Origin of the sequence: Helicobacter pylori (assembly GCF_003637685.1) — a bacterium.
GTDB lineage: Bacteria > Campylobacterota > Campylobacteria > Campylobacterales > Helicobacteraceae > Helicobacter > Helicobacter pylori_CJ.
The window spans coordinates 37169-56686 of sequence record NZ_MVWW01000008.1 but is presented as its reverse complement, the minus strand read 5'-3'; the positions used below and the strand labels follow the sequence as shown (position 1 = coordinate 56686).

The window sequence follows — 19518 nt, the reverse complement described above, 5'->3', positions numbered from 1 at the left end:
ATGAAATCCCTATCTAATGCCCTTTTTTCGCTCTTTTTAAAAGGTTTTTATTTCACCTTTTTTATGAGTTTGTTGTTTGTGTTTAATCGTATCGGCTTTATCCTTTATACTGGCTATTATAAGCATGCTTTAAAAAACCCTATTTTTGATGAAATCATCAAAACCCTATTCAATGGATCCAGATACGATAATCGTGTGGTCTCAAGCTTAGCGATTCTTTTTATTCTCATTGGGTTATTAGGGTTATTGGCCCCTAAACACCAAGTAAAAATGCTTAATATCGTGGCGTATTTTTCTATTACTATTATTCTGTTTTTAAATATCGCTAACATCGTTTATTATGGCATTTATGGGAATGTGTTTGATGAAAATTTATTGGAATTTTTACATGAAGACACGCTCACGATTTTAAAAATGAGTGGGGAATACCCTATTTTTTCTAGTTTTTCACTCTTTGTAATCCTTAGCGTTTTAATTTCTTTTATCTATTTCAAACTCCAAAACGCCCTTTTTAAGCCCAAAAATGTTTATCAAACCACCAAACCCCTTAAAACTTTCATTTTATTTGCGCTTTTTTCGCTCACGCAAATGTTTTACATTAACGCGCAATTGAGTTTTGTGGGCGCGTCTTTAGATCTCAGCATAGAGCCAGCCAAAGATCCTTTTTTAATGAAAATTACCCCCGGAGCGTTTCGCAACCTTTATCTTTTAGCGCGCAATTACAGACAAAGCCATAACCTTAAATTCAGCGATTTTGCTAAAGAAACGCCTTTAGAAGTGGCGAAAAATTATTTCCATCTTAAAGAAACCCCTTCAAACAACCTCTATGATTTACTTTCTCAAACAAGCCACAACGATTCTAATCAAACCATTCAACATGTTTTCTATATCGTTTCAGAGTCCTTAAGCTCATGGCATTTTGATAAAAAATTTGATTCCATAGGGCTAACGAGCGCTTTACAAGACTTGGTTAAAAAAGAACATGCTCACATGCTTTCTGCTTTTATTGAAAGCGCCCCACGGACCGTTAAGAGCCTAGATGTTCAGATCACAGGCTTACCCTATATCAATGATAATAATTTAGTCAATTCAGGGGTGATCCTCCCTAGCTTTCCTATGGCGATTGGCAATATCACAAAAACTCTAGGTTATAAAAACAACTTTTATTATGGGGGTAGCGGAATTTGGAACAAACTCACTAGTTTCACCAAAAAACAAGGTTTTCACGCCCTTTATTTTAACAATCACCTCTTAGAATTTGTTAAAAACAAGCCCTACCCCAAACCCATAGAGAGCAACTGGGGAGTGCATGATAATATTTTATTTGACTATATTTTAGAAAACACCAACCCTAATGAAAAAACTTTCAGCATGGTCATGACTTTAAGCAACCACGCAATCAAAAACGTGAATCTCAAAGCTTTTGGCGTGCCTTTAGAAAAAATCCAACAATTTGTGGAAAAAACCCCCAAATCAGAAAATCTACCGGACGCTAATTCGTTAGGGCATATTTACTGGTATGACAAAGTGATAGTCAATTTCATCAAAAAAGCCAGCCAAAAATTCCCTAACTCGCTTTTTATCATCACAGGAGATCACTTTGACAGGAGCTATGAATACGCTAAAAACGATTTATATATCATTAAATCCGTGCCGCTTATTTTATATGCCCCTACTTTAAAGCCTAAAAAAATCAGTCAGGTCGGATCGCATTTAGACATCGCTCCTACAATTATTGAATTAATCGCTCCTAAAGGTTTTCAATTTGTGAGTTTTGGAAAACCCTTATTTTCTAACAACACAACAAACCCCCCAAGCCACCCCAATTACGCGCTAGGCTATGAAGCGATCGCTACCAAAGATTATTTTTATAACCCAAGTTCAGGGTTAAGGTATTTGAACGAAAACCCTAAAGAGCGAGAGAATAAACAAAACGACAAGACACAAAATGATAAAATAGAAGCTTCTAAATTTTACCAGCAATTAGAATCTTTGAAAGCCCTTAGTTTCTACTTGCTCTATCATGGGGCTAATCTTAAAGATTGACAAACTGAGTTTTTAATTCCCTTAAACGCATGATTTTTGCTACAATAATAGGATTTTAATTTATAAAGGATAAATGGGCATGCCAAATAGGGGCGTTGTTTTATTAGACGGGCAAGCGTTAGCTTATGATATAGAAAAAGATTTGAAACATAAAATCCAAACAATAACCGTGCAAACGCATAAACGCCCCAAACTAGCCGTGATTTTAGTGGGGAAAGATCCTGCTAGTATCACTTATGTCAATATGAAGATCAAAGCGTGCGAAAGGGTGGGCATGGATTTTGATTTAAAAACCCTCCAAGAAAATATTACTGAAGCCAAATTGCTGTCCTTGATTAAAGATTACAATACCGATCAAAACATTTCAGGCGTTTTAGTCCAGCTCCCTTTGCCCAGACACATTGACACTAAAATGATTTTAGAAGCCATTGACCCAAACAAAGATGTGGATGGTTTCCACCCCCTTAATATCGGCAAACTCTGCACCCAAAAAGAATCGTTTCTGCCAGCCACCCCTATGGGCGTGATGCGTCTTTTAGAGCATTATCACATTGGAATCAAGGGCAAGGATGTGGCGATTATTGGGGCGAGCAATATCATTGGCAAACCTTTAAGCATGCTCATGTTAAACGCTGGGGCTAGCGTGAGCGTGTGCCATATTTTGACTAAAGACATTAGTTTTTACACCCAAAACGCTGATATTGTCTGCGTGGGCGTGGGTAAGCCTGATTTGATTAAAGCGAGCATGTTAAAAAAAGGGGCTGTAGTGGTGGATATTGGGATCAATCATTTGAACAATGGGCGTATCGTGGGCGATGTGGATTTTACCAATGCGCAAAAAGTTGCCGGTTTTATCACCCCTGTGCCTAAAGGCGTGGGGCCTATGACGATTGTCTCGCTTTTAGAAAACACTCTAATCGCTTTTGAAAAACAACAAAGGAAGGGGTTTTAATGAAATTTTTACGCTCTGTTTATGCATTTTGCTCCAGTTGGGTAGGAACAATCATTATTGTGCTGTTGGTTATCTTTTTTGTTGCGCAAGCCTTTATCATTCCCTCTCGCTCTATGGTAGGCACGCTCTATGAGGGCGACATGCTCTTTGTCAAAAAGTTTTCTTACGGCATACCCATTCCTAAAATCCCATGGATTGAGCTCCCTGTTATGCCTGATTTTAAAAATAACGGGCATTTAATAGAGGGGGATCGCCCCAAGCGTGGCGAAGTGGTGGTGTTTATCCCTCCCCATGAAAAAAAATCTTACTATGTCAAAAGGAATTTTGCCATTGGGGGCGATGAGGTGCTATTCACTAGTGAGGGGTTTTATTTGCACCCTTTTGAGAGTAGCAACGATAAAGATTACATTGCTAAACATTACCCAGATGCTATGACTAAAGAATTTATGGGTAAAATTTTTGTTTTAAACCCTTATAAAAGTAAGCATCCGGGTATTAATTACCAAAAAGACAATGAAACCTTCCATTTAATGGAGCAGTTAGCCACTCAAGGTGCAGAGGCTAATATCAGCATGCAACTCATTCAAATGGAGGGCGAAAAGGTGTTTTATAAAAAAATCAATGACGATGAATTTTTCATGATCGGCGATAACAGAGACAATTCTAGCGACTCGCGCTTTTGGGGGAGTGTGGCTTATAAAAATATCGTGGGTTCGCCTTGGTTTGTTTATTTCAGTTTGAGTTTAAAAAATAGCCTGGAAATGGATGCGGAAAATAACCCTAAAAAACGCTACCTGGTCCGTTGGGAACGCATGTTTAAAAGCGTTGAAGGCTTAGAAAAAATCATTAAAAAAGAAAACGCAACGCATTAAGGTTTTTTGTGCAATTTTTTGATTTCTCTTTAGAAAGTGTTATTACCACCTTAATGAAGATCCTAGCCCTTTTAATCGCTATCATAGGGCATGAGATCATGCATGGCTTGAGCGCGTTTTTATTTGGGGACAGGAGCGCTAAAGACGCCAAGCGTTTGAGTTTAAACCCTATCAGGCATTTAGACATGATGGGTTCGGTGCTTTTACCGGCTTTATTACTCATTTTTCAAGCCCCTTTTTTGTTTGGGTGGGCTAAACCCGTGCCTGTGGATATGCGCTACATTGTCTCTCAAAAAGGCTCTTTGGCATGCGTAGTGGTGAGTTTAGCCGGGGTGGCTTATAATTTCACTTTGGCCGTTCTGCTCGCTTCCATCACGCATTGGAGCTTCCAAAAACTAGGAATCAACGCTTTAAGCATTGATGAATTGAATCTTTATCAGCTCGCTTTAGTAACCTTTCTCATTCAAGGCATTCTCTATAATCTTGTCTTGGGCGTTTTCAATAGTCTCCCTATCCCGCCCTTAGACGGATCAAAAGCGTTAGGCTTTTTAGCGTTGCATTTTAAAAGCGCGTTTTTATTGGAATGGTTTTCTAAAATGGAACGCTACGGCTTGTTGATTGTGTTAGTATTCTTATTTATCCCCCCTTTATCGGAGTTTTTTATCCATGCGCCCACAAGATTTTTATTTTCCTTACTCCTTTCTTAATCTTTTATCAAGGAGAGCTGATGAATAAGCCCTTAAATACCGATCAAGTTTTTATAGGCAGCGATCATGCAGGGTTGCATCTTGCAGAATTTGTTAAACATTTTTTAGAAGACAAGCGTTTTAAAGTCCAAGCTTTTTTACCCACTATGAGGGTGGATTACCCCGATTACGCCAAATTAGTGTGCCAAAAGGTCTTAGAAAATCCGCAAAGCTATGGCATTTTAGTGTGCGCCACAGGGATAGGCATGAGCATGGGTGCTAATCGCTTTAAGGGTATTAGAGCCGCTTTGTGCCTTGATGCTTACATGGCTAAAATGACTCGCTTGCACAATAACGCTAATGTCTTGTGCTTGGGTGAAAAGATCAGCGGTATTGGCGTAACAGAAAGCATTTTAGAAGCGTTTTTCTCTACAGAATTTGAACAAGGCCGCCATGTGTTGCGCATCCAAAAGCTAGATGAATCGCTGAAATCATCAACCTAATATAGTATAATTACATCGTTTCGCTAAAAGGATATTTTAATAGAATGTTTACCCAATGGTTTATCATCACTATCGCTATTGTTTTTATCCTTTATATGGGTGTGCGTACTTTCTTTTTTAAAACCGTGGCTAAACGGCAAGAACGCACCAACGCATCCATGAAGCTCACCTTACAAGAAGCTGAAATTTTGATCCAAAAACACCAGCTGCAACTCCAAAGAGCTTTGGGTAATATTGATATTCTTACCCAAGAAATGAGCTCGTTAAAAACGGAATTAAAAGCCCTTAAACAGCGCAATTCTGAATACAAAGGCGAATCGGATAAATATAAAAATCGTATTAAAGAATTGGAGCAAAAAATAGAAGCTCTCCTTTAAAAACGCTATAATAAATCAAAATTCTACAACCAATCCGTTATATTAAAGGAAATCAAAATGAATGAAACGCTCAAAGAAGAACTTTTACAAAGCATCAGAGAAATGAAAGATTACCCTAAAAAAGGGATTTTATTCAAAGATATTACCACGCTACTCAACTACCCCAAACTCTTTAACAAACTCATTGACATGCTTAAAAAACGCTATCTCGCTCTCAACATAGACTTTATCGTGGGCATTGAAGCGAGAGGTTTTATTTTAGGCTCTGCTTTAGCTTATGCGCTTGGGGTGGGTTTTGTGCCTGTGAGAAAAAAGGGCAAGCTCCCTGCGCACACCTTGTCTCAAAGCTATAGTTTAGAATACGGGAGCGATAGCATAGAAATCCACTCTGACGCTTTTAGGGGAATTAAGGGGGTAAGGGTGGTGTTGATTGATGATTTGTTAGCCACTGGAGGCACGGCTTTAGCGAGCCTTGAACTTATCAAAGCCCTACAAGCTGAATGCATAGAAGCATGCTTTTTGATAGGGTTAAAAGAATTACCGGGTATCCAACTTTTAGAAGAACGCGTGAAAACCTTTTGTTTGTTAGAATGCTAGGATAAGGGTGAATTTTGGAAGAATACATCATTGATTTGTGGAATCAGCATGCAGCGACTTGGGGGTATCTCATTTTATTTGGGTGGAGCATTTTAGAAGGCGAAATTGGGTTAATTTTAGCAGGGATTGCCAGCTATACCGGTCATATGCATTTAGGGTTAGCCATTTTAGTCGCAGGGATTGGGGGCTTTGTGGGGGATCAGATCTATTTTTATATCGGCCGCACCAATAAAACCTACATCCAAAAAAAGCTAGAAAAACAACGCCGAAAACTAGCCCTAGCCCATTTATTGTTGCAAAAACACGGCTGGTTTATCATTTTTATCCAACGCTACATGTATGGCATGCGCACCATCATTCCCATTAGCATAGGCCTCACGCGTTATAGCGCTTTAAAATTCGCTATCATCAACCTCATTAGCGCGATGGTGTGGGCGAGCATTACCATTATTTTAGCGTGGTGTTTGGGAGAAGAGTTATTGCACGCGTTAGAGTGGCTTAAAAAACACCCTTATGCGCTAATATTACTATTAGTATCTTTCTTGGCGTTAGTGCTGTGGTATTTCCAATACTATAGTAAGAAAAACCGCTAGAGTGCAATACAATTCTTGAAAGATATGAAATTAAAAAAGGAGACTTTATGTTAAAAATCAAATTAGAAAAAACCACTTTTGAAAACGCAAAAGCTGAATGCAGTTTAGTTTTTATTATCAATAAGGATTTTGATCATGCTTGGGTCAAAAATAAAGAATTGCTAGAAACCTTTAAATACGAAGGCGAAGGCGTATTTTTAGACCAAGAAAATAAAATCCTGTATGTGGGCGTTAAAGAAGATGATGTGCATTTATTGAGAGAGAGTGCGTGTTTGGCCGTTCGCACCCTTAAAAAACTCGCTTTTAAAAGCGTTAAAGTGGGCGTTTATACTTGTAGCACGCATTCTAAAGATAATGCACTTTTAGAAAACTTGAAAGCGTTGTTTTTGGGCTTAAAATTAGGTTTGTATGAATACGACACTTTTAAATCCAACAAAAAAGAAAGCGTTTTAAAAGAAGCCATTGTCGCTTTAGAATTGCACAAACCTTGCGAAAAAACTTGCACGAATTCTTTAGAGAAGAGCGCGAAAGAAGCTTTAAAATACGCTGAAATCATGACAGAAAGCTTGAATATCGTTAAAGATTTAGTCAATACCCCCCCTATGATTGGCACCCCAGTTTATATGGCTGAAGTGGCGCAAAAAGTGGCTAAAGAAAACCATTTAGAAATCCATGTCCATGATGAAAAATTTTTAGAAGAAAAGAAAATGAACGCCTTTTTAGCGGTTAATAAAGCCTCTCTTGCTATCAATCCTCCTCGCTTGATCCATTTAGTCTATAAGCCCAAAAAAGTGAAGAAAAAAATCGCTTTAGTGGGCAAGGGTTTGACTTATGATTGTGGGGGTTTGAGCTTGAAACCGGCCGATTACATGGTTACCATGAAAGCGGATAAAGGCGGTGGCTCTGCGGTGATTGGGCTTTTAAACGCGTTAGCCAAACTAGGCGTGGAGGCTGAAGTGCATGGCATTATTGGGGCTACAGAAAACATGATAGGCCCGGCTGCTTATAAACCAGATGATATTTTAATCTCTAAAGAAGGCAAAAGCATTGAAGTGCGTAATACTGACGCTGAAGGGCGTTTGGTTTTAGCGGATTGTTTGAGCTACGCTCAAGATTTAAGCCCTGATGTGATCGTGGATTTTGCGACCCTTACTGGGGCATGCGTTGTAGGCTTGGGCGAATTCACTTCAGCGATCATGGGGCATAATGAAGAGTTAAAAAATCTCTTTGAAACTTCAGGGTTAGAATCCGGTGAATTGTTAGCCAAACTCCCCTTTAACCGCCATTTAAAGAAATTGATTGAATCTAAAATCGCTGATGTGTGCAATATTTCTTCTTCACGCTATGGCGGTGCGATCACAGCGGGCTTGTTTTTAAATGAATTTATTAGAGATGAGTTTAAGGATAAGTGGCTACACATTGACATTGCAGGCCCTGCTTATGTGGAAAAAGAATGGGATGTGAATAGCTTTGGAGCGAGTGGGGCTGGCGTGAGGGCTTGCACAGCTTTTGTGGAAGAGTTTTTGAAAAAGGCTTGAAATGGGCTTGTCTGTAGGCATTGTGGGTTTGCCTAATGTGGGCAAATCCAGCACCTTTAACGCGCTCACTAAAACCCAGAACGCTCAAAGCGCGAATTACCCTTTTTGCACCATTGAACCCAATAAAGCCATTGTGAATGTGCCTGATAGGCGGCTTGAAGCGTTGGCTCAAATCGTAAAGCCTGAACGCATTTTGCATTCTGTGGTGGAATTTGTGGATATTGCCGGATTGATTAAGGGAGCGAGCAAGGGGGAGGGTTTAGGCAATCAATTTTTAGCCAATATCAAGGAGTGCGAAGTGATCTTGCAAGTGGTGCGTTGTTTTGAAGATGACAATATCACGCATGTGAACGACAAAATTGATCCCCTAAATGATATAGAGACCATTGAATTGGAGTTGATTTTAGCGGATATTGCCACTTTAGACAAAAGGATCGATCGCTTGCAAAAAGCCCTAAAAAGCTCAAAAGACGCTAAAAATCTTTTAGAATGCGCTTTGAGTTTAAAAGCGCATTTAGAAGAATTAAAGCCGGCGAAAACTTTTCCCTTGAATGCAAGCGAGGCTTTTTTAGAATTGGACAAGGAATTGCGTTTTTTATCTCATAAAAAAATGATCTATGTTGCTAATGTGGGCGAAGAAGATTTAAACGCGCTCAATGAGCATGCCAAAAAAGTCAAAAACCATGCGAAAGTCCAAAATTGCGAGTTTGTCGCCTTGTGCGCTAAATTAGAAGAAGAAATGGTTTCTATGAGTGGAGATGAAGTCAAAGAATTTTTGCAAAGTTTGGGCGTAGAAGAAAGCGGGCTAGAAAAGACCATTCGTTTGAGTTTTAAGGAATTAGGCTTGATCAATTATTTTACCGCTGGAGTCAAGGAAGTGCGATCATGGACGATTAAAAAAGGCTCTAGAGCGCCTGTGGCTGCTGGGGTGATCCATAAGGATTTTGAAAAAGGCTTCATTAGAGCTGAAACCATCAGTTATGATGACTTTATCGCTTATAAGGGCGAAGCCGGAGCGAAAGAAAAGGGAGCGTTACGCATTGAAGGTAAGGATTATATCGTTCAAGATGGCGATGTGTTGCATTTTCGCTTCAATGTTTAGCATGTCTTATTACTAATTTCTCATAAGAATTGACACCCAACAAGAAACTTTTTAAAAAAATCTATATAGAATTAAGCGATATTTGTGGGTTGCAATGCAGTTTTTGCCCTAACCCTAAAAATATCAGAGGCGTGATGCCTTTAGAATTGTTTGAAAAAGTTTGCAAAGAAGTGGCCCCCTTAACCCCAATTATCACCTTGCATGTCTTAGGCGATCCTTGCAAGCTCAAAAATTTAAACCGCTATTTAAGCACCGCTAAACGCTTTTCTTTGAAAGTGGATTTGGTTACTAGCGGGGTGTATTTGCACGATTTTGAAACACTCCTACAAGATGCAATCTATCAAATCTCTATTTCTTTAGACGCGGGGCTAGACAATCATAACAAAATCAACCAGCACCGCTACATCCAAAAAATTTTAGAATTTTGCCGCTATAAATTTGAAAAAAATAGCGAAGTGTTTTTGAATTTACGCATTCAAGATGGAACCCTTGACAAACACCAGAATTTGATCAAGCCTTTTTTAGAAAGCTTTGAATGCGTTTCTTTAGAGGGTTTAAAATCGCAAGGCCGTGCTCGTTTGTTTAAAAAAAGTTTTTTGAATATCCAAAAAACCTTTAAATGGCCGAGTTTGAACGCTCCAAATCCTTTAAACCAAGAATCAAAGATCCCCTATTGTTACGGCCTAATCAAGCAAATTGCTATTTTATCTAATGGCGTTGTCGTGCCGTGCTGCATGGACACGCAAGCTAATATCAGCCTTGGCGATTTAAACCATATGCCCTTAAAAGATGTTTTAAAGAGTCAAAAAGCTATGGCCATCAAAACCCATTTTTTAAAGGGCGAAGCATTAGAACTTTTATGCAAAAACTGCTCCTACCCTTTGATCCGCTACAAAAAATAAAATTTTGCATCTATTAAGATATGGGTTTAAATTTGCGTTCGCATTGAATGAGGTGTTTGAAAATGCTTCATAAGAATGGTTATTTCTCACTCTTATATATCATTTTTAAAAATTTCGTTGTGAGCCCTTATATCATTCGCATGCTTTTTGATCGTTTTGGATAAAGTAATTTTCATACAACCGCAGCAGTGCAATAAAAAACGCCGTGATAGTAGGCCCTACAATAATCCCCCAAAAACCAAATTGTGAAATCCCAGCAATCATGGAAAAGAAAATCAACATTTCATTGATTTTAAGGGTGGTTTTAAAGATTCTCTTTTTAATAAAGACAATTAAAAACGGCTTAATCACGCTATCAATCAACCCGCCAATCAACAAAAGAGAATACAAAACGATAAATATCGTCTCATTCACATGCCCATGATAAAGCTCATAAATCGCTATAGGGATCCAAATCAAAGCCCCCCCAACAGCCGGCACCAAAGACGCCAGGCCGTATAAAATCCCTAAAGACCAGCCGTCATGCCCAAACCATACAATCATCACCCCAAACGCCACGCCCTCTAAAATAACCGTGATGAGAGAAGTTAAAAGCACGATGCGTAAAATCCCAGCCACTTCTTCAAAAATCTTTTTGCTTTGATTGATTCCAAGAGGCAAAACCCCTAAAAAATAACGATAAAATCTCTCCCCGTAATAAAAAAAGAAAAACAACAACCCCAAGATAAACAAAGCGTCTGTAATGAGTTTCAAGCTGTATCTTCCCACATAGCTACTTATTTTCAACAAATATCCCGTGATGGAAGCGGCGCTAAAATTTTCTAAAAACTTGCTCACTCCATCATGAATGGCAGGAAAATGCAATAAATTTTCGGCGATTGTCCCTTTAAGCCACTTGATTAGGGCTGAAAGTTTTTCAAAATTGATTTCAAAAATGATATTAGAACTTTTATAAACAATAAAATACAACGGCACGATCAAAACGCTCGCTAAAACTAAAACGCATAAAAACGAGCTGATAACATTAGAAAAGCGCTTATTCAAAAAAACTTTCACTTGAAAAAGCCCCACACACAAAAGCCCAGCGATCAATGCATCCATTAAAAAATCTTGATATAAATAGATCATCCAATAAAAACCAATCAAAAAAAGAATCCAAAAGAAATACTGAGCTTTCATGAAATTATCCCCATTAAACTGAACCAAAAATTATCAAATGTTAGCTAAAAAACACTCTTTTAAGGATAAAAAACCTCTTTTAACTTATAATTAAAATCAAAAAGGCTTGCAATCAATGGTGTTTTACAAATATTCAGGGAGCGGGAATGATTTTTTAATCACGCAAAGCTTCAAAAAAAAAGATTTTTCCAATTTAGCCCAACAGGTGTGCCATAGGCATGAGGGTTTTGGGGCTGATGGGCTTGTAGTCGTCTTACCAAGTAAAGATTATGACTACGAATGGGATTTTTACAATTCAGACGGCTCTAAAGCTGGCATGTGCGGGAATGCGAGCCGTTGCGTGGGGTTATTTGCCTACCAACATGGTATAGCCCCTAAAGAGCATGTTTTTTTAGCCGGAAAAAGAGAGATTTCTATTTGCATAGAAGAACCCAATATCATAGAGAGCAATCTCGGTAACTACAAAATCCTAGACACTATACCCAATTTAAGATGCAAAAAATTTTTTACCAACGACAGCGTTTTAGAAAATATCCCTATGTTCTACCTCATAGATACAGGAGTGCCGCATTTGGTGGGATTTGTAAAAAATAAAGAGTGGTTAAATTCCCTTAACATGTTGGAATTAAGGGCTTTAAGGCATGCGTTTAACGCTAATATTAACATCGCTTTTATAGAAAATAAAGAAACGATTTTTTTACAAACTTATGAAAGGGGGGTTGAAGATTTCACGCTAGCTTGTGGGACAGGCATGGCAGCGGTTTTTATCGCCTCACGCATTTTTTATAACACGCCTAAAAAAGCCACTCTCATCCCTAAAAGCAACGAATCTTTAGAGCTTTCTTTAAAAAATGATGGAATTTTTTATAAAGGCGCGGTGCGCTATATTGGCATGAGTGTTTTTGGGCATGAGTGTTTTGAAAATGGGTGTTTTTGATCATTATTTCTTATAGTAGTAATCAAAATGATTTTATTGTAATTAAACATAATGCGCTATCATTTGCGAGTTGTTTTTAGCAATATAAAAAATATCCTAAAGGAATAAAACCATGCAAGCGTTAAAATCATTGCTTGAAGTGATTACAAAACTCCAGAATCTAGGCGGCTATTTGATGCATATAGCTATTTTCATCATTTTTATTTGGATTGGAGGGCTTAAGTTTGTGCCGTATGAAGCTGAGGGGATCGCTCCTTTTGTGGCTAATTCCCCTTTCTTTTCTTTCATGTATAAATTTGAAAAGCCCGCATACAAACAACACAAAATGTCTGAATCCCAGTCTATGCAAGAAGAAATGCAAGATGACCCTAAAATCGTTGAAAACAAAGAATGGCATAAAGAAAACCGCACTTATTTAGTGGCTGAAGGTTTAGGGATCACGATTATGATCCTAGGTATTTTGGTGCTTTTAGGGCTTTGGATGCCTTTAATGGGCGTGATTGGGGGCTTGCTTGTCGCTGGAATGACGATCACGACTCTATCCTTTTTATTCACAACGCCAGAAGTGTTTGTCAATCAGCATTTCCCATGGCTTTCTGGGGCTGGAAGGTTAGTGGTTAAAGATTTGGCGTTATTTGCTGGAGGCTTGTTTGTGGCCGGATTTGATGCGAAACGCTATTTGGAGGGTAAAGGGTTTTGCTTGATGGATCGCTCATCGGTAGGGATTAAAACTAAATGCTCTAGTGGGTGTTGCTCTTAAGAGCTGATACCTTAAAGTAGGCTTAAAGCCTACTAGAAGAATCATTAATAGAAAGATCTTGGTTAGCACCTTTTTTATAAATGATTGTTTTTAAAATGTGGCGTTTGACAAAGGAATTGACGCTTTCTACTTCTTCATCCGCTAGTCGTCTTAAAACATCATGCTCTTCTTTAGAGAGATAAAAAGTAACTGAAAAATTGCGTTTCAACTCATCTACAGCGACACGCTTACGACCGGGTTTTATATTTTTATTTCCTAATTCCATTAAAATTTCCTTTTTTAGTTAGTGTGTAGTAATATCATGACGGCTATTCTAACATGAAATAAACGCCATTTTATATTAAATCTAAAGAAAAATATTTTTAGATGTGCTAGAATACCCATTTGTTACAAGATAAGCTTTTTTATCAAAAAAATGATGACATAGGGGTAACAAGTGGCAATAAACACCTTTTTAAAACATTCTTTTTTGGTCTGTTTGTTAGCGGTTAATTCTTACGCTTTTGATTGGAATATTTTTAAATACAATCTGGGTTTCAATATGTTCATCATGGACCATGAAGGCTCAACGCCTTATTGGGTCAATACTAACACCAATCTTAAAACCCGTCTAACTCCAAATTTTGGGATCCAATTTTATACAAAAGGTGTGGAGCAAAGCTTGACTGTAGGGGCGTATTTCTTTCAAAACTTCCATAACTACAGCACCAATTTCCCCTACCGTTGGGGGCCTACTATGTATTATAAGGCTAGGGGAAAGCATTTTACTTTTTATGGCGGCATCTTTCCTAGAAAAAACCTCTTAGGGAGATATGGTTTGAATATTTTTGCCCCCTATTATTGGTTTATAGATCCCAACGCTAGAGGGTTTTTATTGCAGTTTCAAAACCATTATTCGCCTTCAAAACCCTATTATGGGCATGCGGAGTTCATGCTAGATTGGTTTGGAGGCAATTGTTACAACACTTGTAAGTTTGGGAGAAACCCTTATGGGAACGCAATGGACAGGTTTCAAATGAACGGCTCTGTCGCTTATAATTTCTTTAAGGATTTATTGGGTATTGGAGGGTATTTTGTCTTGTTCCATAACGAAGACAAATACCTTTTGAATGGGGCTGATGGCATGCAGTTTAATGAAAAAAAAGCCATTGACAGCAATAATATTTATCTTATGGATCGCCTTTATTTTAACGCTTACATAGGGACAAGCCTCTTAGACATCGCCCCCTTTATGGAAAAGCTCAACGCCAGTTTTGGCATGGTTACTGAATTAAGCCGATTAAGGCAAATTCACAAAAATGTGCCTTTTATGAACAGCGTGGGCGGGCAATTGGATGTGGAGATCCAATACAAAGGCTTTGGCATCCACAATTTATTTTTCTTCGCCAAGACCCCAGAAATGCCTTTTTATAACCAATACCAATATGTTGAAATGTATTGCACGCCTTCTTACTGCCCCACGCCTATTTATCGTGGCGTGCCATTCTTTCAAGCTAATTTATACAATCGTTTTGATTTTTATTATAATTGGAAAAACGACTTCGCATCGGTCCGCATCAATTTCGTGCTTAATGCGATGCGTGGGGGATTTGATAGGAGCTTACCTTGGTCAGAATCTTACCAAGTGTATATGACGGTCGCCTTTGATCCTTATAACCTTATTAACAAAATTGCTAGAAAAAAGTGAAAATTCTTGACAACCAGTTAATTCGTCTTATATAATGCTGTTTCATTTGTAGCCATTGTTAAGCAATGATTTTAAGCTATGGAAAAGAGGTGATAGCAGTATGCCAGGGATTAAGGTTAGAGAAGGCGATGCGTTTGATGAAGCTTATAGGAAATTCAAAAAGCAGACCGATCGCAATTTGGTGGTAACAGAATGCCGCGCTAGAAGGTTCTTTGAGTCTAAGACTGAAAAACGCAAAAAACAAAAAATCAGTGCTAAAAAGAAAGTTTTGAAGCGTCTTTATATGTTAAGGCGTTATGAATCAAGACTATAAGAACTTGAACGAATTTAAAATTTAAGGATTATTGAATAATGCAATTCACAGGGAAAAATGTTCTCATTACTGGGGCTTCTAAAGGCATTGGGGCTGAAATCGCCAAAACTCTCGCTTCTATGGGGCTGAAAGTTTGGATCAATTACCGCAGTAATGCTGAAGTGGCTGACGCTTTGAAAAATGAGCTTGAAGAAAAAGGCTATAAAGCGGCTGTCATTAAATTTGATGCGACTTCTGAAAGCGATTTTGTTGAAGCGATACAAACCATTGTCCAAAGCGATGGGGGTTTGTCTTACTTGGTGAATAACGCCGGTGTGGTACGCGATAAATTAGCGATCAAAATGAAAACAGAAGATTTTCACCATGTCATAGAAAATAACCTTACTTCAGCTTTTATAGGTTGCAGAGAAGCCCTAAAAATTATGAGCAAAAGCCGTTTTGGGAGCGTGGTTAATGTCGCTTCTATCATTGGTGAAAGAGGCAATATGGGGCAGACAAACTACTCAGCGAGTAAGGGGGGGATGATTGCGATGAGCAAGTCCTTTGCCTATGAGGGAGCTTTAAGGAATATCCGTTTCAACTGTGTAACGCCAGGCTTTATAGAAACCGACATGAACGCTAATTTGAAAGACGAACTCAAAGCGGATTATGTTAAAAACATTCCCTTAAACAGGCTAGGATCTGCTAAGGAAGTAGCAGAAGCGGTAGCGTTTCTTTTGAGTGATCACTCTAGTTACATCACTGGGGAGACTCTCAAAGTCAATGGCGGGCTTTATATGTAGTCCTAAACAAAGGATTCTTTTAGCGATAAAAGTTTGTAAGTAGCAAAAATCATGCTAACATTATGAGGTTATTCTAAAACAAAGAGGTTATTATCAAATGGGGATTATTTACTTAATATTGTTTCTCATTGTAATTTATTTGTTGTATAGGATTTTAGATGTTTTGGAGCAAAAATAAACGCTCCAATGATGGTTGATTTAATTTTTACAAAACAAGGGAGTTTTAATTATGGCTTTATTTGAAGATATTCAGGCAGTTATTGCTGAGCAGTTGAATGTGGATGCGGCACAAGTTACGCCAGAGGCGGAATTTGTGAAGGATTTGGGTGCGGACTCTTTAGATGTCGTGGAATTAATCATGGCGTTAGAAGAAAAGTTTGGCATTGAGATTCCTGATGAGCAAGCGGAAAAAATCGTCAATGTGGGCGATGTGGTGAAGTATATTGAGGATAATAAACTAGCTTAATCTTTTTAACTTGGAGCGTTTGTCTCCAGGTTTTAGTCAAAAATTTAGCTTTAGCTAAAATCTAGTTTTATTGAATGAAAGTTTTTGAAATGAGGAGCTATTGGTGCGTCGGATTGTAGTAACTGGAATGGGAATGATCAATTCGCTAGGTTTAAATAAAGAAGATTCTTTTTTGGCGATCGCTAAAGGGGAATGCGGTATCAAAAACATAGAAAGTTTTGATGCGAGTGCGTTTCCTGTGCGTATTGCTGGAGAAATCACTGACTTTGACCCTACAGAGGTGATGAATCCCAAAGATGTTAAAAAGGCGGGTCGTTTCATTCAATTAGCCTTGAAAGCCACAAGAGAGGCGATGAAAGATAGTGGGATTTTAGACGCTCACAATAGATGCCCTGAAGAATTGGCAAACCGCATGGGCGTAAGCTCTGGCTCTGGGATTGGCGGATTAGGCAATATTGAAGCGAATTCCATTTTTTGTTTTGAAAAAGGCCCTAGAAAAGTCAATCCCTTTTTTATCACTTCTGCGTTAGTGAACATGATTGGTGGTTTCACTTCCATTGAGTTTGGTATTAAAGGGCCTAACCTCTCTAGCGTAACGGCTTGTGCAGCCGGCACTCATGCCATTATTGAAGCCGTTAAAACCATTTTGCTTAATGGGGCTGACAGAATGCTAGTCGTGGGAGCGGAATCCACCATTTGTCCTGTAGGGATTGGAGGGTTTGCGAGCATTAAAGCCCTTTCTACAAGGAATGATGAGCCTAAAAAAGCTTCAAGACCTTTTGATAAGGATCGCAATGGTTTTGTGATGGGCGAAGGCGCTGGGGCTTTGGTGCTTGAAGAATACGAGAGTGCGAAAAAAAGAGGAGCAAAAATTTATGCAGAATTTGCTGGGTATGGCGAGAGCGGCGATGCTAACCACATCACAGCCCCAGCCCCTGAGGGCGAAGGGGCTTTTAGAGCCATGAAAATGGCTTTGGAAATGGCGAAAGTGGAAGTAGGCTATGTGAACGCTCATGGGACAAGCACGCATTATAACGATTGGTATGAAAGCATCGCTCTAAAAAATGTGTTTGGCTCTAAAGAAAAAGTCCCTCCCGTTAGCTCCACTAAAGGGCAGATTGGGCATTGCTTGGGCGCTGCGGGCGCGTTAGAAGCCGTTATTTCTATCATGGCCATGAATCAAGGGATCTTACCTCCTACCATCAATCAAGAAACGCCTGATCCAGAATGCGATTTGGATTATATCCCTAATACGGCCAGAGAAAAACAAGTGGATGCGGTGATGAGTAATTCATTTGGTTTTGGTGGCACTAATGGTGTTGTGATTTTCAAAAAAGCCTAGTTTTACAAAGTTAGGATTTTGAATGGCCGTTTATTTAGATTTTGAAAATCATATTAAAGAGATTCAAAATGAAATTGAATTAGCCCTTATTAGAGGCGATGAGGACGCTAAAGAAATCTTAGAAAAAAGATTGGATAAGGAAGTTAAAAGCATTTACTCCAATCTCACTGATTTTCAAAAACTCCAATTAGCAAGACACCCTGACAGACCCTACGCTATGGATTACATTGATCTCATCTTAAAGGATAAGTATGAAGTCTTTGGGGATAGGCACTATAACGATGATAAAGCGATCGTGTGTTTTATAGGGAAAATTGATAATGTTCCGGTTGTGGTGATCGGAGAAGAAAAAGGCAGAGGGACTAAAAACAAGCTCTTAAGAAATTTTGGCATGCCTAACCCTTGTGGCTATCGTAAAGCTTTGAAAATGGCAAAGTTTGCTGAAAAATTTAATTTGCCTATTTTAATGCTTGTGGATACAGCCGGGGCGTATCCGGGGATTGGCGCAGAGGAAAGAGGCCAGAGTGAAGCGATCGCTAAAAATCTCCAAGAGTTCGCTTCTTTAAAAGTCCCTACTATTTCTGTAATTATCGGTGAAGGGGGCAGTGGTGGCGCGTTAGCGATTGCGGTAGCTGACAAGTTGGCTATGATGGAATATTCCATTTTTAGCGTTATATCCCCAGAAGGTTGTGCGGCGATTCTTTGGGATGACCCTAGCAAGACTGAAGTGGCTATTAAAGCGATGAAAATCACGCCTAGAGACTTAAAGGAGGCGGGGCTTATTGATGATATTATTTTAGAGCCTAGCAAAGGGGCTCATAGAGACAAATTTTCAGCCGCCAACACGATCAAAGAATATTTTTTAGACGCTCTAAGAACTATCCAACAAGACCCTCATTTCCTTGACAACCGTTATCAAAAATTGATGTCGCTTGGCTCGTTTGTGGAGGGCATGAATTAGATCTGTAAAAAACTTTGCGTTAATGAAAACTTGATAACTGGTTCTTTAACTTTTAAAATTGTGTTTTTAAACTTTATTTTAAACCCATTCTCTTACAGAAATAAGGGGTATTTTGAAATAATTCCCCAACTAAAATCCCCCCTAAAAAACGCTTTAAAAAATACCGCTTGAATAAAATCAAGCTCTCTACTATTCAATCTTAAAAAATACAATATTTTTTTATAACCAACGATCAATGAGAACAAAGCCAAATTTTTCACCACTTTCTATCATTTTAGAAAAAAGTGAATATTTTACATAGTTTGTAAAATAATATAAAAAACATCATTGTGTTACCAATCTGCTATTCTCTCCTTTTGTTTGAATATAAAAAGACAATCATCATGATCAGAGTATTGGATGAAAGCATTCTTATTTTACAATACAGAAGTTAGGTCTAATGGTATTTTAAAAAAGAAAGAAATCCCATGGTTATATATGAAAAATCAAAAGCCGCTTTTCTAGGAATTGGTCTTTAAGGAATAGGGGCAGGCATTTTGCATCTGCAAGCGTGTATTTTTTCTCACTTCTTGTCATTACAGCGGTTAATAGAAGTAGCGCAGTTGCTTGGTTATTGATGCCTGAGCATTTGATTTGGTGGTTTTTGATTTCTTTTAGTGGGGAATTTGTAGCAGACATGGCGTTTGGCAAAAAAAGTAAAATCTTTAAAACCCACTTCGGGATTTCTATTGTGAGCGGCGTTTCACTACTGCTTGGCACTTTACCAGCGCATTTATTTTTTGTATGGTTTGGTTTTATTGATTGGTGGGCTGTCCTTTTCATAGAAGGGGGGGGTGGCGTTATTAGTGGGCTGTGTGATACAAAAGATTTTTTTTGGTAAATATTGGGTGGATCGCTATTATTAAGGCTCTCTTTTTTTAAGT

The 19518-nt window shown here is 38.5% G+C and carries 21 protein-coding genes and 1 pseudogene; 20 read left to right on the top strand and 2 right to left on the bottom strand.

What is annotated here, in order from left to right:
* The 11 genes from EAL44_RS06450 (at position 1) to EAL44_RS06400 (ending at position 10168) form a co-directional block, all read left to right on the top strand.
* Positions 1-2046, top strand: a complete 2046-nt coding sequence (locus EAL44_RS06450; RefSeq protein ID WP_121076016.1) for an LTA synthase family protein — start codon at positions 1-3, stop codon at positions 2044-2046.
* A gap of 79 nt (positions 2047-2125) precedes the next feature.
* Entirely contained in the window at positions 2126-2998 is an 873-nt protein-coding gene (gene folD / locus EAL44_RS06445) for a bifunctional methylenetetrahydrofolate dehydrogenase/methenyltetrahydrofolate cyclohydrolase FolD (RefSeq protein ID WP_205585221.1), read from the top strand.
* The gene (lepB, locus tag EAL44_RS06440; RefSeq protein ID WP_121076010.1) at positions 2998-3870 is read left to right on the top strand and encodes a signal peptidase I; all 873 of its coding nucleotides are present in this window, start codon (positions 2998-3000) and stop codon (positions 3868-3870) included. The genes folD and lepB overlap by 1 nt, the downstream gene beginning before the upstream one ends.
* An 8-nt stretch (positions 3871-3878) precedes the next feature.
* Positions 3879-4577, top strand: a complete 699-nt coding sequence (locus EAL44_RS06435) for a site-2 protease family protein (protein WP_121076007.1) — start codon at positions 3879-3881, stop codon at positions 4575-4577.
* A gap of 20 nt (positions 4578-4597) precedes the next feature.
* Positions 4598-5059 carry a ribose 5-phosphate isomerase B gene (gene rpiB, locus EAL44_RS06430; protein ID WP_121076004.1) on the top strand — a complete coding sequence of 154 codons (462 nt, stop codon included), beginning with the start codon at positions 4598-4600 and terminating at the stop codon, positions 5057-5059.
* A 44-nt stretch (positions 5060-5103) separates the two neighbouring features.
* Complete coding sequence (locus EAL44_RS06425; protein WP_000495089.1) at positions 5104-5436, top strand: hypothetical protein; 333 nt, start codon at positions 5104-5106, stop codon at positions 5434-5436.
* Between the two features lie 57 nt (positions 5437-5493).
* Positions 5494-6033: an adenine phosphoribosyltransferase gene (apt, locus tag EAL44_RS06420; RefSeq protein ID WP_121076001.1), complete on the top strand. Its 540-nt coding sequence runs from the start codon at positions 5494-5496 to the stop codon at positions 6031-6033.
* Between the two features lie 14 nt (positions 6034-6047).
* The gene (locus tag EAL44_RS06415) at positions 6048-6626 is read left to right on the top strand and encodes a DedA family protein (RefSeq protein ID WP_121075999.1); all 579 of its coding nucleotides are present in this window, start codon (positions 6048-6050) and stop codon (positions 6624-6626) included.
* Between the two features lie 47 nt (positions 6627-6673).
* Positions 6674-8164: a leucyl aminopeptidase gene (locus tag EAL44_RS06410; RefSeq protein ID WP_121075996.1), complete on the top strand. Its 1491-nt coding sequence runs from the start codon at positions 6674-6676 to the stop codon at positions 8162-8164.
* 1 nt (position 8165) lies between these two features.
* The gene (gene ychF, locus EAL44_RS06405) at positions 8166-9266 is read left to right on the top strand and encodes a redox-regulated ATPase YchF (protein ID WP_121075993.1); all 1101 of its coding nucleotides are present in this window, start codon (positions 8166-8168) and stop codon (positions 9264-9266) included.
* 29 nt (positions 9267-9295) lie between these two features.
* The gene (locus EAL44_RS06400) at positions 9296-10168 is read left to right on the top strand and encodes a radical SAM/SPASM domain-containing protein (protein ID WP_162970390.1); all 873 of its coding nucleotides are present in this window, start codon (positions 9296-9298) and stop codon (positions 10166-10168) included.
* 132 nt (positions 10169-10300) lie between these two features.
* On the opposite strand, the gene EAL44_RS06395 is transcribed toward EAL44_RS06400, so the two are convergent.
* Positions 10301-11347, bottom strand: a complete 1047-nt coding sequence (locus EAL44_RS06395) for an AI-2E family transporter (protein WP_121075990.1) — start codon at positions 11345-11347, stop codon at positions 10301-10303.
* Between the two features lie 115 nt (positions 11348-11462).
* On the opposite strand from EAL44_RS06395, the gene dapF reads away from it, so the two are divergent.
* Both dapF and EAL44_RS06385 read left to right on the top strand, forming a co-directional pair.
* On the top strand, positions 11463-12284 hold the full coding sequence (gene dapF, locus EAL44_RS06390) for a diaminopimelate epimerase (RefSeq protein ID WP_121075987.1): 822 nt from the start codon (positions 11463-11465) through the stop codon (positions 12282-12284).
* Between the two features lie 112 nt (positions 12285-12396).
* A complete protein-coding gene (locus tag EAL44_RS06385) occupies positions 12397-13044 on the top strand; it encodes a YkgB family protein (RefSeq protein ID WP_001148296.1) in 648 nt (215 codons plus the stop codon).
* Positions 13045-13066: 22 nt separating this feature from the next.
* On the opposite strand, the gene EAL44_RS06380 is transcribed toward EAL44_RS06385, so the two are convergent.
* Positions 13067-13309 carry a ribbon-helix-helix domain-containing protein gene (locus EAL44_RS06380; protein ID WP_079363652.1) on the bottom strand — a complete coding sequence of 81 codons (243 nt, stop codon included), beginning with the start codon at positions 13307-13309 and terminating at the stop codon, positions 13067-13069.
* Between the two features lie 171 nt (positions 13310-13480).
* Between EAL44_RS06380 and EAL44_RS06375 the strand changes: the two genes are divergently transcribed.
* The 7 genes and pseudogenes from EAL44_RS06375 to EAL44_RS06345 all read left to right on the top strand — a co-directional run bounded on the left by EAL44_RS06375 (position 13481) and on the right by EAL44_RS06345 (position 19500).
* Positions 13481-14731, top strand: coding sequence for a hypothetical protein (locus EAL44_RS06375; protein ID WP_121075984.1), 1251 nt, complete (start codon positions 13481-13483; stop codon positions 14729-14731).
* Positions 14732-14831: 100 nt separating this feature from the next.
* A complete protein-coding gene (gene rpsU / locus EAL44_RS06370; RefSeq protein WP_078278984.1) occupies positions 14832-15044 on the top strand; it encodes a 30S ribosomal protein S21 in 213 nt (70 codons plus the stop codon).
* Between the two features lie 38 nt (positions 15045-15082).
* Positions 15083-15826: a 3-oxoacyl-ACP reductase FabG gene (fabG, locus tag EAL44_RS06365; RefSeq protein ID WP_121075981.1), complete on the top strand. Its 744-nt coding sequence runs from the start codon at positions 15083-15085 to the stop codon at positions 15824-15826.
* Between the two features lie 229 nt (positions 15827-16055).
* Positions 16056-16292 (top strand): acyl carrier protein, encoded by a 237-nt coding sequence (gene acpP / locus EAL44_RS06360; RefSeq protein ID WP_001163091.1) that lies wholly within the window; start codon positions 16056-16058, stop codon positions 16290-16292.
* Positions 16293-16395: 103 nt separating this feature from the next.
* Positions 16396-17634 (top strand): beta-ketoacyl-ACP synthase II, encoded by a 1239-nt coding sequence (locus EAL44_RS06355; RefSeq protein WP_033741754.1) that lies wholly within the window; start codon positions 16396-16398, stop codon positions 17632-17634.
* A 22-nt stretch (positions 17635-17656) separates the two neighbouring features.
* Positions 17657-18595 carry an acetyl-CoA carboxylase carboxyl transferase subunit alpha gene (gene accA, locus EAL44_RS06350; protein WP_000312020.1) on the top strand — a complete coding sequence of 313 codons (939 nt, stop codon included), beginning with the start codon at positions 17657-17659 and terminating at the stop codon, positions 18593-18595.
* A 467-nt stretch (positions 18596-19062) separates the two neighbouring features.
* A pseudogene (locus EAL44_RS06345) lies at positions 19063-19500 on the top strand (hypothetical protein).
* The last annotated feature ends 18 nt before the right edge of the window (positions 19501-19518 follow it).